General features: G+C 73.3%; 12 protein-coding genes. 4 read left to right on the top strand and 8 right to left on the bottom strand.

Annotated features, from left to right (window positions below):
* Positions 1 to 24: 24 nt before the first annotated feature.
* A complete protein-coding gene (locus tag I3F58_RS06130) occupies positions 25 to 339 on the top strand; it encodes a hypothetical protein (RefSeq protein WP_240107189.1) in 315 nt (104 codons plus the stop codon).
* Positions 340 to 370: 31 nt separating this feature from the next.
* On the opposite strand, the gene I3F58_RS06125 is transcribed toward I3F58_RS06130, so the two are convergent.
* From I3F58_RS06125 to I3F58_RS06115, 3 genes are all read right to left on the bottom strand, one after another.
* A complete protein-coding gene (locus tag I3F58_RS06125; protein WP_240107188.1) occupies positions 371 to 1,429 on the bottom strand; it encodes a PDR/VanB family oxidoreductase in 1,059 nt (352 codons plus the stop codon).
* A gap of 4 nt (positions 1,430 to 1,433) precedes the next feature.
* The gene (locus tag I3F58_RS06120; protein ID WP_240107187.1) at positions 1,434 to 2,333 is read right to left on the bottom strand and encodes a metal-dependent hydrolase; all 900 of its coding nucleotides are present in this window, start codon (positions 2,331 to 2,333) and stop codon (positions 1,434 to 1,436) included.
* 63 nt (positions 2,334 to 2,396) lie between these two features.
* A complete protein-coding gene (locus tag I3F58_RS06115) occupies positions 2,397 to 4,400 on the bottom strand; it encodes a hypothetical protein (protein WP_374207914.1) in 2,004 nt (667 codons plus the stop codon).
* A 93-nt stretch (positions 4,401 to 4,493) separates the two neighbouring features.
* Between I3F58_RS06115 and I3F58_RS06110 the strand changes: the two genes are divergently transcribed.
* On the top strand, positions 4,494 to 4,916 hold the full coding sequence (locus I3F58_RS06110) for a hypothetical protein (protein WP_240107186.1): 423 nt from the start codon (positions 4,494 to 4,496) through the stop codon (positions 4,914 to 4,916).
* Between the two features lie 60 nt (positions 4,917 to 4,976).
* On the opposite strand, the gene I3F58_RS06105 is transcribed toward I3F58_RS06110, so the two are convergent.
* From I3F58_RS06105 to I3F58_RS06090, 4 genes are all read right to left on the bottom strand, one after another.
* Positions 4,977 to 6,449, bottom strand: coding sequence for a DUF1996 domain-containing protein (locus tag I3F58_RS06105; RefSeq protein WP_240107185.1), 1,473 nt, complete (start codon positions 6,447 to 6,449; stop codon positions 4,977 to 4,979).
* A 62-nt stretch (positions 6,450 to 6,511) separates the two neighbouring features.
* Complete coding sequence (locus I3F58_RS06100) at positions 6,512 to 7,180, bottom strand: response regulator transcription factor (RefSeq protein ID WP_240107184.1); 669 nt, start codon at positions 7,178 to 7,180, stop codon at positions 6,512 to 6,514.
* On the bottom strand, positions 7,165 to 8,472 hold the full coding sequence (locus I3F58_RS06095; protein ID WP_240107183.1) for a sensor histidine kinase: 1,308 nt from the start codon (positions 8,470 to 8,472) through the stop codon (positions 7,165 to 7,167). Before I3F58_RS06095 ends, I3F58_RS06100 begins: the two co-directional genes overlap by 16 nt.
* Before the next feature lie 211 nt (positions 8,473 to 8,683).
* Entirely contained in the window at positions 8,684 to 9,682 is a 999-nt protein-coding gene (locus I3F58_RS06090; protein WP_240107182.1) for an NAD-dependent epimerase/dehydratase family protein, read from the bottom strand.
* Between the two features lie 118 nt (positions 9,683 to 9,800).
* Here I3F58_RS06090 and I3F58_RS06085 point away from each other — a divergent pair, with 118 nt between their 5' ends.
* Together I3F58_RS06085 and I3F58_RS06080 are read left to right on the top strand one after the other, a co-directional pair.
* Complete coding sequence (locus I3F58_RS06085; protein ID WP_240107181.1) at positions 9,801 to 10,397, top strand: hypothetical protein; 597 nt, start codon at positions 9,801 to 9,803, stop codon at positions 10,395 to 10,397.
* 49 nt (positions 10,398 to 10,446) lie between these two features.
* On the top strand, positions 10,447 to 11,862 hold the full coding sequence (locus I3F58_RS06080; RefSeq protein WP_240107180.1) for a PepSY domain-containing protein: 1,416 nt from the start codon (positions 10,447 to 10,449) through the stop codon (positions 11,860 to 11,862).
* 68 nt (positions 11,863 to 11,930) lie between these two features.
* Here the strand turns inward: I3F58_RS06080 and glnII are convergent, their stop codons facing one another.
* On the bottom strand, positions 11,931 to 12,962 hold the full coding sequence (gene glnII, locus I3F58_RS06075; RefSeq protein WP_240107179.1) for a glutamine synthetase: 1,032 nt from the start codon (positions 12,960 to 12,962) through the stop codon (positions 11,931 to 11,933).
* Positions 12,963 to 13,117: the final 155 nt, after the last annotated feature.

Genomic DNA, 13,117 nt, shown 5'->3' with positions numbered 1-13,117 from the left:
CCGGAGTCCGTTACGCTCCGGGACATGACCACTGCCGACCAGGACACGCCGCCGGACACCGACGGCGCGCAGCAGGAACCCGACGGCCTCACTCCGCGGCAGGCGCGGAGGCTGCGGGTGGCGGTGGCGACCGTGCTCCTGGTCACGCTGGCCGTCGTGCTGGCGCTGCGGCTGGCCAGCCGGGGGTCGGTACTGGTGGTCGGAGTGTACGGGCTGGCCATGATCCTGTGCGGTGTGGTGATCGAGCTGAGCCGCCACGGGCGTACACGGCTGGGCACGTGGCTGCTCGCGAGCGGGCTGACGGCGGCACTGGCGGCGGACTGGCTGCTGCTGCCCTGACGGCCGGGGCGCGGGGCGGAGTCCCCGGGCCCTACAGGTCGAGCACCAAGCGGTCGCCCCGGCACCGCGACACGCAGATCAGCATCGAGTCGTGACGCTCGTCGTCCGTCAGAAGCTCGTCGCGGTGGTCGATCTCGCCTTCCAGGACGCGCTGTTGGCAGGTTCCGCAGAAGCCCTGCTCGCAGGAGTACGAGAGGCCCGGCAGTTCCGCCCGGACCGCCGACAGGACGGACTGGCCGGGCGCCACGTCCACCGTGCGGCCCGAGCGGCGCAGTTCGACCTGGAACGCCCCGCCCTCGGCAGTCCGCGCGCCGGGTGTGAAGCGTTCCAGGCGGGGCTCACGGCCCAGAGCGGCTGTCACCGCCTCCAGCAGCCCTTCCGGGCCGCAGCAGTAGACCTCCGCGCCCTCTTCGGGGACTTCCGCGAGGAAGCCCAGGTCCGGGCGCCCGTCGGTGTCCTCGGCCACGACCGTGACCCGGTCCGGTCCGCCCAGCCGCTCCAGCTCGGCCAGGAACGGCATCGACGCCCGGTCGCGCCCGCAGTACAGCAGCCGCCAGTCCGCGCCCGCCGCGTGAGCGGCCCGCACCATGGGCAGCACGGGCGTGATGCCGATGCCGCCCGCGACGAACACGTACGCGTCCGCGTCGACCAGGGGGAAGCGGTTGCGCGGACCCCGGATCTCCACCTCGACGCCCTCGTGGAGCTGCTCGCGCACCTCCAGGGACCCTCCCCGCCCGTCCTCCAGGACCCGCGTGGCGATCGTGTACGTGCCGGTGTCGGCCGGGTCGCCGCACAGCGAGTACTGCCGGACCAGCCCCGAGGGCAGCACCAGGTCGAGGTGCGCGCCGGGGGACCACGGCGGCAGGCCGGTGCCCTCCAGCCGGAGCCGGACCACCCCGGCGGCGGGCTCGGTGCGTTCGGTGACCAGGGCCCGGCGCGGGGTGGTCGAGGCGCGGCGGCCTCGCCCGGAGACCGGCTCCTCCAGCGTGGGCATCGGCCACAGGGGCGCCTGCCGGATGCGGCGGCGCAGGGCGTGCCGCACGAGGAGGGCCGCTCCGGCCGCCAGCGCGACGGTACGGATTCGGGGCATGGGGTCAGGCACCTCCGCGTGCGCCGGGGGACGAGGCCAGATAGGCGACCGCCTGTGCGGTGTCGCCCTCCTGGGAGGGGTGGTAGGCGCGGCTCAGGTAGCGGGGGATGGACCGCAGCATGTCGGGCGTGGCGGGCAGGACGCCCTCGTGCCCCTTCCGTACGAACCGCGTGAAGGTCGGCTTGTCGCCGGGCAGGGTCGGGTCGTTCTCCATGAAGAACCGCACCCCGCGCTGCCACAGGAACACCAGCGCCGAGAAGGCCGCCGCCCAGGTCCGCACCCGGCGCCGGTAGCCGCCGTCCAGGTGCGTGAACAGGTCGAACGCGACCGACCGGTGCTCGACCTCCTCCGCGCCGTGCCAGCGCAGCAGGTCCAGCATCACCGGGTCGGCTCCACGCCGGTCCAGTTCGTCGGCGTTGAGCACCCAGTCGCCGAGGAACGCGGTGTAGTGCTCGATCGCCGCGATGAGCGCGACCCGCTCCATGAGCCACCACCGGCGGGGCCTTCCGGGCGGGAAGGTGCGGTCGCCCAGCAGTTTCTCGAAGAACCAGTCGACCTGGGCGGTGTACGGGGTGGGGTCCAGGCCCAGTTCGCGCAGGCGGGGCAGGACGTCGTCATGGGCCTGGGAGTGCACGGCCTCCTGCCCGATGAAGCCGATGACGTCCTCGCGGAGCCGGTCGTCCCGGATGTACGGGAGGACCTGGCGGTACACGTGGATGAACCAGCGCTCGCCCGCCGGGAGCAGCAGGTGCAGGACGTTGATGGTGTGCGTGGTGAACGGGTCGCCGGGAACCCAGTGGAGCGGGGTCTCCTTCCAGTCGAAGGAGACCTTGCGGGCCCGCAGATGGATCGGCTCCGTGGACACCTGCGGGGGAGGCACAGCAGCCGGCCGCTTATTAGACATGGCGTCAATGTACTGAGCGGTACGCCGTGGCGACACCCCCGTGCACGGGCCTTTTCGGGACCTCTACCGCAGCGCCCCCAGTTCCCCGCCCCCCTTCAGCGTCCCGTTCAGCTCCACCTGCGCGCCCTTCTTCGCCTCGACCGCGAGCAGTCGGCCGTCCGCGCGGCCGGTCACCCCGCCCGAGGCGGCCACCGACGTGACGTCAGGGCTGCCCGCCGCCAGCACGTGCCAGATGTCGTCCGGCGCCTTCCACAGCACGCCCGCCAGCACCTGCGGCGCCCGGGCCCCGCAGGCCGGGGAGTCCTCCGCCTTCGCCGCGACCGCGCCCGGGGTGACGGGCGTGCCCGGCGTCACGGTCGTCACCGGCGCCTGGAACTGGGCCAGCACCCTGCTGCCGGGGCCCCGCCAGGTCTCGGCGCGGGTGCACAGCCAGGACGCCTTGCCGTTGCCCGCGCCCGGCAGCTCCTGCTCCGCGAACCGCCACGAGTTGACCGACCGCACCCCGATCGCCCGCATCGAGGGCAGCAGACACGCCGTGCGGGCCCACTCGGCCCGCTCCACGTCCCCGGACACGTCGGCCGGCGCCGACGGCGCCCCCGACGTCAGCCGCGCCGGGACCAGCTCGCCCAGGTCGGTCAGCACCCGGGTGGCCGACCCGTCCCGCACCTCCAGCACATCCCACGAACGGCAGGTGCTCGCCGCCGCCGGGCTGAGCATGGGGCTGGTCACCCCGTGCTCGTCCCGCGCCAGCCGCCTGCCCTCCCCGTCGGCCACCAGCAGGTCCCGCACCTGTACGTCACGGACCCAGGGCGCCGTCAGATAGCGGACGTTCGCGTGCGTACGGCTCACCACGAGCGCCGCCGACGAGGCCGTGTCCGCCCCGTCGGTACGGGCGAAGTCCAGCGCAGCCACATCCGTGCCGTCCTTCGGCTCGGCGTACCGCACCGCCCTGAGCCCGTCGTGGAACAGCACCACCCGCGCGCCGTCCACCTCGCCCGCGAACAGCAGCTGCGGCGGGCCCGCCGGGGGGCCGGGCATCGTGCCGGGCGTGGCCGAGGCCTGCACCTGCTCCCCGGGCCGCGCCCACACCGCCAGTGCCCGCCGCAGCAGTTCCCGGTCCCCGACCAGGTCGCCCCGGGCCGGCCACACCGTGAAGTCGGTACGGGGGGAGCTCTGCCACGCCGCCGGATCCACCCGCAGCAGCCTGCCCGGGTCCAGCGCCGCCTCCGCCGCCGGGTTGCGCGCGTACGCGGGCGCCGCCGCACCGTCGGGCCCCCAGCCGCCCCCCGGAAGCCCCAGCAGCACCCCGCACACCACGAGCGCCGCACCCGCCGCGAGCGCGGCCCGCGTGTGCTGGCGGCGCCGCATCAGGTCCGTCGGCCGGGCCTGCAGCGAGCACGGGTCGAACTCCGGCGACTCCAGCAGTGCCACCCCGCCGGCCGCGCCCCCGGCGTCCACCGTGTCGGCCTCGGCCAGCGCCGCCTTCGGGTCCGCGACCCCGGCCGCGGTGAGCACCCGCCGCACCTCGGCGTCCCCCTGCCGCTCGATCCCGCGCAGCACGTACGCGGCCCGCGCCGCGCCCGAGACCCCGGACAGCCTCTGGTCCAGCGCCAGTTCGTCGGCACCGCCCGAGCGCGGGAACAGCCGCAGCCCCCACACCTGCGGCAGCAGCGGCGGAAGTTGCGACCGCTTGGGCCACGCCCGGCGCCGCAGCGGCAGCCCGGCCTCCAGGGCCTGCCGGAGCACACGGAGCCGCAGGAACGCGTAGCCGGGATCGACGGCGTCCTCGGGGCGCCGCTGGACCGGCATCGCCAGGTCCCCGGCGGACGTCCGCCGCCGGGGCAGGGACCGCTGCACCAGGGAGTGCGCGGCCAGGACGCGGCGGTTGCGGCCGAGCGACGGCGGCAGCACGAGATAGGCGATGCGGACGAGCCTCGGGTAGTGCTCGACGAGCGCGGCCTCCGCCTGCTCGACGTCGATGGAGGCGGGGGCGGCGGTGGTGGACGCGGCGCGGGGCTCGGGCGCTCTCCGGTCGCGCTGGGCTTCCTGGGTGCTCACGTTCAGCAGAACGAGCGATCATGATGATGGTCACCTGGGCGGCGACGGATCGTTGTCGCGGTTCGGGTCACGGCGCGGTGTCACAGAAGGCACGATGACACCATGCGTACCAAGCGAACCCCTCATTCCGCTCTCGCTGCCGGCGCCCTCATAGCCCTGGCCCTGGCAGGCTGCACCGCGCAGAGCCACGGCCCCCACGACGGCGGCCCGGCCCCCGCCCCCTCCCCCGCCACGGGCACGCTGGAGCAGCTGGCGAAACGGGCGGAGTGCACCCCGCGGATCCAGACCGAGGCCGAGGAACTCCGCCAGGCCAACTGCACGACGGAGTACGGGAAGTACGTGCTGGCCACCTTCGCCACCGACCGGGGCCAGCGCGAGTGGATCAACGGCGCCAAGGACTACGGGGGTTCGTATCTGGTCGGCCGCAAGTGGGTGGCCGTCGCGGAACCGGACGTCATCACGGAGCTGCGCGGCCGGCTCGGCGGTGAGATCGAGGCTGGGGAAGAGCACTCGGGTCACCACTGAACCGACCGCGCAGGTGGGGGGAGTGGGGGGAGCCGGGGGGCGAAGGCCCCCCGGCGGTGGTCAGGCGCAGCGGCGCCCCGTGTTGATGCAGTCGACCACGCGGTTCATCAGGCCACGGTCGAAGACGTTGATGAAGTCCCCGTGGTCGGTGATGGGCTTGTGGAGCTGCTCGGGGAACGAGTCCACCGCGAAGTTGGGCTTCGGCGGCACGTTGTAGACGATCCGCTGCACGAGCTGCGGGATGGCCCGGAAGCCCCGGGGGCAGCGCCCGGACTCGTCGGCGAAGGCGACATGCGTCCGGTGGTTGGCGCTGTCGGCGTTCCGGCCGTCCCAGCAGCTCTGGAACTTGAAGGTCCGGACGACCTTGCTGCCCGAGGGACAGAGCGGGTACTTGTCCTTCAGCTGGACCCGGTCCTCGAACCCGGTGCAGCTCCACGAGGCGTTGGCGTTCGCGTCGCCGTTGGTGAACGCCTTGGCGTCACCGGTGATGATCCTCAGGAACCGGGGCATGGCCGTGACCTTGGAGACCGGGCTGCCGACGAAGTTCATCGTCACCTGGGCCGGGGTCTGGATCTTTCCTACGTTCTGCTCCTTTCCGCCGCCGTCCTCGTCGGCGTCGAACTCCTTCTCGCCGTTCTGGACCCGCAGGACCGGCCAGTAGTACGTGGAGCGGTCACCCTGGTTGCGGCAGGTGGTACGGCCCCGGGCCAGGTCCCTGTTGTCGGCGAAGGCGTCGTTGGCCTGGTTGCCGACGTAGTCGTGCATGTGGTGGGCGCCGTTGACGACACCGGGGGCGACGATGATGTTGTCGGAGTTGAACTTCCCGTTCTCGTTGCGGCCGCACTTCGTGACGAAGCTGCCGGTGGAGGCGCCTCGCTGCTGACGAGGGGTCTGTACGTTCGGCTGGACGGACTGGATCTCGACGAAGTCGCCGGCGACGGGACCGTTCCCGGCCTGGCCCTGGCCCCGGCCGTTGCCCCGGTCGTCGCCCTGGTCCCGGCCGTCGCCCTGGTCCCGGCCGTCGCCCTGGTCCTGTTGCTGAAGGGTGCAGGGAGCCAGCTCCTCCATGCCCTCGGGGCGGTCGGCCGAACGGTCGATGGCGGTGACGATCCGCTGGATACTGGCGAACCGCTCGTCCTTCAAGGGGTTCAGAATCACGTTGTCAGCGAAAGAGGGATCCTGCCGCATCTGCTCCTGCGACTGCGCCAGCCGCTGATAGGCGTCGGTGATCCGGTTGTCGATCCTGGCCAGTTCCAGGTCGACCTCCCCGCGCGCCTGGTCCGGGATCTCCTTGGGCAGTCCGTTGGCCACTTCGGGACAGTCGATGGTCGACATGTTCACATTGGCGGCCTTGGTGTCCGCCCGCTGCGGCTGCTCGTCCCGGGATGCCCCGGACCATCCGTACCACCCCCACCCCTCATGGGCGGAGGCGTAGAAGTTGGCCGTGAGCAGTCCGCCTCCGCCCAGCACCAGAGCGGCGGTCGCGGCGATCGCTCGGTTGGCCAGCGTCGAGCGTTTTCTTGTGCGTCGCATGGAACTCCAATCCCTGCGGGGGAACAGCGCTCCCTCCCGTACGCATGGGACGCGTGGGACGTTCAACGCCGCGTGGAATTCCGCCCGTCGAGATACGCGAGCACCGCCAGCACCCGGCGGTTGTCGTCGTCCGAGACCTCCAGGCCCAGCTTGGCGAAGATGTTGGAGGTGTGCTTCGTCACCGCCCGCTCGGTGACGGTCAGCCGGTCGGCGATCGCCGCGTTGGACCGGCCCTGGGCCATCAGCTCCAGCACCTCCCGCTCCCGTGGCGTCAGCCGGGCCGACGGCGGCTCGTCCCGCCCCGAACGCCGGTTCACGAGCTGGGCGATGACCTGCGGGTCCATGGCGGTACCGCCCGCCGCCACCCGCCGTACGGAGTCCACGAACCCGTCCGCGTCGAACACCCGGTCCTTGAGGAGGTAGCCGACCCCGCCCGCCCCGTCCGCCAGCAGTTCGCTCGCGTACAACTGCTCGACGTGCTGCGACAGCACCAGCACCGGCAGCCCGGGGCGCGCCCGGCGGGCGGCCAGGGCGCACTGCAGGCCCTCGTCGGTGTGCGACGGAGGCAGCCGTACGTCGACGACCGCGACGTCCAGCCGCTCCTCCGCCAGCGCCCGGCCCAGCTCGGGCCCGCTCCCGACAGCGGCGACGACCTCGCAGCCGTACGCCTCCAGGAGCCGTACGAGCCCGTCCCGCAGGAGGAACAGGTCTTCGGCTACGACAACACGCAAGGGATCTCCAGCGTGACCGTGGTGGGACCGCCGACGGGGCTGCTGACGGCCAGGATCCCGTCGAATGTACCCAGCCGCCGCTCCACCCCGGCCAGTCCGGAGCCCTCACCCGCTCCGGCGCCGCCCACGCCGTCGTCGGTGACCGTGACGGACAGCATGACGCCACTGTGCCTGACGTCCACCCAGATCCGTTCGGCCTGCGCGTGCTTGACGGCGTTCGTGAGCAGCTCGCTCGCCGCGAAGTACGCCGCCGACTCGACCGGCGCGTCCGGTCTGCCCGGCAGGTCCACCGTCACGTCCACCGGGAGCGGGAGCCGCAGGGCCAGCGCCCTCACCGCGTCCCCGAGGCCGCGCTCCGCGAGGACCGGCGGGTGGATGCCCCGGACCAGGTCACGCAGTTCGTTCAGGGCGTCCGCCGAGTTCTGCCGGGCCTTGGCCAGCAGCGCCTTCGCCTGGGCCGGGTCCCGTTCGATCAGCGCCTCGACGGTGCCGAGGTCCATGCCCATCGCGACGAGCCGGGCCTGTGCCCCGTCGTGCAGGTCCCGCTCGATACGGCGCAGTTCGGCCGCCGACGCGTCCACCGCGTCGTGCCGGGTCTCGGTCAGCCGGTCGATGCGCTCGGCGAGGTCCGCGGTCAGCGGCCGGTCGAGGAGTGCCTTCGTCAGCATGAAGTGCCCCCGCAGCAGCACCGGGTTGAAGCACAGACCGAGAACGATCACCACCAGGCCGAGCCCGCCCGCCGCCATGGCGGTCGACTCCCCGTCCACCGGGACGAACGCGTACCAGTACGGGCCGTGATCGCCCAGCACCCGCCACAGGCCCGCCGCCCACACCAGGCCCTCCAGCCCGAACGCGAGCGTGACGAAGGGCAGCAGCGCTGTCAGGAGCCCGGCCGACATGTCCACCCACAGCCACCGCACGTCCCGCCAGGTCACCGGGTCCGTCAGCAGGCGTACGCAGTGGGTGACCCGGGGGGCCCAGCCGTCCGGGCGCTCGGGCGGGAGCGGACGGTGCGCCTCGGGGATGAGGATGCCCGCCCAGTGCTCGGCCAGGTGCCGTCGGCGGGTGGCGTGGGCCCGCACCGCGCGCAGGACGGGCGGGGTGGTCAGGATGCCGATGCCGAGGGGGATCAGGGAGACGGACAGCAGGACGGCCGTCAGGAGGGCCGTGGAGCCGACGAGGGTCGCCGGTACCAGGCTCAGGCCCCGGGGGACGGCCTGCAGTGAGGCCCGTATCCATGTGCCCGGGGTGCCGCCGTCCGCACGCCCCGCCTCCGCGTTCGTCCCCGCCACCGCGACTCCCCCTGGTGCTCCCGCGCGGCCGGTGCCGCGTCGTGGGACCAGTCTCGCGGAGGTGCGGCGAACGCGGCACGGGACCCACCGCCCGGGCCGGGGGTGTACTTTCCCCCACCCCGCCCCTCCCCCGGCCCCTTCGGGCAGGGGGTGCACCCGGAACGCGGCTCGTCCTCGGACGCCGGGCGGGCCTGAGCGCACCCGGCGGACCTCAGCTCACCATCGCCAGCACCTTCGCCTCCAGTTCCGGGCCGATGCCCACCGTGCCGCGGTCGGCCCGCAGCGGCGCCCGGCCGCCGAGGCCGCTCAGCCACTCCCATGTGTCCGCGACCGTCTCGGCCACCGGGCGGCAGCGCAGGCCCGCCGCGAGGGCCTTCGACACGTCCGCGCGGTGCATCGCGTCGTACAGCTCACCCGGCGGGATCCACACCGGCAGGTCGGTCCAGGGGGCGATGCCTGCCTCCAGGACGGGTCCCGGCTCGGTCCAGCACAGCTCCGCGTCGGATCCGGTCACGCGTACACAGCTCTCCAGCAGTTCCCGCATCGTCGTGTGCCCGGGCGGGCTCACCAGGTTGTACGGGCCGGACAGACCGGCCTCCGCCGCGTCCAGCAGCCAGATCGCCATGTCCCGTACGTCGATGTACTGGAGGGCCAGATCGCGCGGGCCCGGCGCCAGGACCCTGCCGCCGCGCGCCATCCGGTTCAGCCACCACGGCAGCCGCCCGATGTTCTCCCACGGCCCCAGGATCAGCCCGGCCCGCGCCAGCAGCGTGCGCTCCGCGCCGAACACGCGGGTCGCCGCCAGCTCCCCGCCCCGCTTGGCCTGCGCGTACGGCACGTCGTCCCAGTCGTCCTCCGACGCCTCCACCAGCGGCCCGTCCTCCGCTTGCCCGGCCGCCACGGGCCACGCGTACACCGATCGGCTCGACACGTACACGTACCGCCCGGCCCGCCCGGCCAGCAGCCGGGCCGCGTCCCGTACCACCGACGGCGCCGACGACCAGGTGTCGACGACCGCGTCCCAGGTGCCGCCCCGCAGTTCCTCCAGCCCTTCCGTGCCCTCCGTCCGGTCGCCGTGCAGTGCCGCGGCCCCGGGAGGCGGCGCGTGGCGCCCCCGGTGGAACACCGTCACATCCCAGTCACGCGCCAGCGCCTCCTCGACGACCGCGCGGCCCACGAACTCCGTACCGCCAAGAACCAGAAGTCTCATACCGTCGACTCTGCCTCGCCGGGCCCCGTCCCGCACCCGTCCCGCACCCACCGCGCGTCCGCTCTGAGAAGAACCGGACCGCCGCGCGTATCCAGGGGGGTGCGAGCATGTTCGAGCCATGACCGGTAACCGCTCACCTCTGCGCCTGATGCGCGCCGCCCTGTTCGCGGCGGTGTGCGTCGTGCTGTCCGCGACCGGTCACGCCTCCCAGACGGCCCACCGTGTCCCGCTCGGTTCCCTGCTGACCGCCTTCGCGCTGACCTGCGGCCTCGCCTGGGTCTTCGGCGGCCGTCGGCGCGGTGCGTGGTCCATCGGTACGGGGCTGCTCGCCGTGCAGGGCGCGCTGCACCTGACGTTCGCAGGCGCGCGGGGGCATCACGGCGGCGGTCACGGGGGCGGCGCCTCCCTGGCGGACGCACTGCCGACGCCCGGGATGACCGGAGCACACCTGCTGGCCGCGGCGGTCTGCGGGCTGTGGCTGGCCTGCGGCGAGGCCGCGCTGTTCCGGCTCGCCCGCACCGCGTTCGTACCGCTGCGGCCACCGCTCACCGCCGTACGGCTTCCGCTCGCGCCCCGCCCGCCCCGGCCGGTTCCCCGGTCCCGGGCGGACCAGCCGACGCGCGGGGCCGTCCTCGCCCGCGCCCGCACCCGCCGGGGGCCGCCCGTCCTCGCCGTACCCCACCACGTCGTCAAGGCCCTCGGAGCGCACGCCTGATCCCGGGGGTCTGCCACCCCTGCGGTCAACCACGCTTGCGAGGACACGCATGCTCACCACCGAACCCACCGAGTCCATACAGTCGGAGAAGGACCAGGACCAACGCGTACCCGTCCGGCCCGGCACCTGGAGCGCGCTGCGGCCCCTCGTGCTGCGGCTGCACTTCTACGCCGGACTGCTCATCGCCCCCTTCCTGTTCGTCGCCGCCGCCAGCGGGCTGCTCTACGCCCTCTCGTACCAGGCCGAGAAGATCGTCTACCGGCACGAGCTGGAGGTGCCCGTCGGTGACAGCGTCCGGCCGCTGGCCGAGCAGGTGGAGGCCGCCCGCCGCGCCCGGCCCGACAACACGGTGACCGCCGTGTGGCCGGCGGCCGAGGAGGGTGCCACGACCCGCGTCCTGATGAGCGGGCCGGGTGTCGAGGACGGCAGGTCGCTGGCCGTCTTCGTCGACCCCTACACCGCCGAGGTGCGGGGCGCCCTTCCCAGCTACGGCGGCTCAGGGGCGCTGCCGCTGCGCACCTGGCTGTCCCAGGTCCACCGGGACCTCGGGCTGGGCGAGCCCGGCCGGGTCTACAGCGAGCTGGCCGCGAGCTGGCTGTGGGTCATCGCGCTGGGCGGCCTCGCCCTGTGGCTGGGCCGCAGGCGTACCGCCCGGCGCGCCCTGTTCCTGCCCGAGGGCGGGGCCCGCTCCCGGCGCCGTACCCTCTCGTGGCACGGCTCGGTGGGCCTGTGGGCCACCGCCGGGCTGCTGGGCATCGCGGCCACGGGCCTGAGCTGGTCGGCCTACGCGGGCGAGAACATCGGCTCCCTGAGGGAGCGGCTCGGCGGCGCCACGCCCAGCGTCTCCGCCGCTCTCGACAGCGTCGCGGGTTCCGCCGACAGCGGCCACGAGGGACATGAGGGGCACAGCTCCGGCCACCGGCCGACGGCGCCGGCCGGTGGCGGCGTCATCGGCATCGACCAGGCCGTCCGGGTCGCCGCCGAGGCCGGGGTCGCGGGGGAGATCGCGGTCAGTCTCCCGAGCGAGGGCAAGGGGTACGTGGTCAAGGGCATCGACCGTCAGTACCCCGTCCATCTGGACTCCGTCGCCGTCGACCCGGCGGACGGCCGGGTGCTCGACACCGTCCGGTTCGCGGACTACCCGCTGCTCGCGAAGCTCACCAGCATCGGCATCGCCCTGCACATGGGAACGTTCCTGGGCCTGCCCAACCAGCTGGCCCTCGCCGTGCTCGCGCTGGCGCTGGTGCTGCTCGTCGTGTGGGGCTGCCGCATGTGGTGGCTGCGCCGCCCGGGCAGGCCGGTCGGGCCGGGCGCCTGGAGGAGGGTTCCGCCGACGGTCCTGCTGCCGCTGGCGGCGGGAACCGCAGCGGTCGGATGGTTCCTGCCGCTGCTGGGACTGAGCCTGCTGGCGTTCCTGGTGGTGGACGGGGCGCGGTCGCTGGCGGCCCGCCGCCCGAACGGCTGACGGGTACGGGAAGGGGCGCCCCACCGGACCGTTCCGGTGGGGCGCCCCCTCGCCGCGTCCGGGCGGGATCAGACCTGGCCGGCCTTCTCCAGTGCCGAGCAGCAGGTGTCCACCAGCAGGCGGGTCACCACGTACGGGTCGACGTTCGCGTTCGGGCGGCGGTCCTCGATGTAGCCCTTGCCGTCCTTCTCGACCTGCCACGGGATGCGGACCGAGGCACCGCGGTCCGAGACGCCGTAGCTGTACTGGTCCCACGGGGCCGTCTCGTGCAGACCGGTCAGCCGGTCGTCGATGCCCGCGCCGTAGTTCTTGACGTGGTCGAGCGGCTTGGAGCCCTCACCGAGCGACTCGCACGCGGTGATGATCGCGGCATAGCCCTCGCGCATCGCCTTCGTCGAGAAGTTGGTGTGCGCGCCCGCGCCGTTCCAGTCGCCCTTGACCGGCTTCGGGTCGAGGGTGGCGGACACGCCGTAGTCCTCCGCCGTGCGGTAGAGCAGCCAGCGGGCGATCCACAGCTGGTCCGAGACCTCCAGCGGGGACAGCGGGCCGACCTGGAACTCCCACTGGCCCGGCATCACCTCGGCGTTGATGCCGGAGATGCCCAGACCGGCCTGGAGGCAGTGCTCCAGGTGCGCCTCGACGATGTCACGGCCGTGGATCTCGTCCGCGCCGACACCGCAGTAGTAGCCGCCCTGGGGGGCGGGGAAGCCGTTCTCGGGGAAGCCCAGCGGACGGGAGCCGTCGAAGAACGTGTACTCCTGCTCGATGCCGAAGACCGGCTCCTGTGCGGCGAACTTCTCCTCGACCTCCGCCAGCTGCGCCCGCGTGTTGGTGGTGTGCGGGGTCATGTCCGTGTTGAGGACCTCGCACAGCACGAGGATGTGCTCGCCGCCGCGGATCGGGTCCGGGCAGGTGTGGACCGGCTTCAGCACGCAGTCGGAGGCGTGGCCCTCGGCCTGGTTGGTGCTGGACCCGTCGAAGCCCCAGATGGGCAGCTCCGCGACGCCGGAGACGGCACCGGACAGTATCTTCGTCTTCGAGCGAAGCTTGGCGGTCGGCGCGGTGCCGTCGATCCAGATGTACTCAGCCTTGATGGTCACGGGCCTCATCCTTTGCGGGTGCAGCGGTATGCCGCGCAGCTTGGCAACGGGGGATTTCCCGACCGTTGCCCGTATGTGAACCCCGTGTTACTCAGGTTTCCTGTGGTTTGCGCACGTGCTGTGCGCCGTCTTCCAGGCGCCGCGTGCCCTGCCTC

The sequence above is a fragment of the Streptomyces sp. MUM 203J genome, assembly GCF_022414595.1.
Lineage (GTDB): Bacteria > Actinomycetota > Actinomycetes > Streptomycetales > Streptomycetaceae > Streptomyces.
This window is presented reverse-complemented; position numbering and strand designations above follow the sequence as displayed.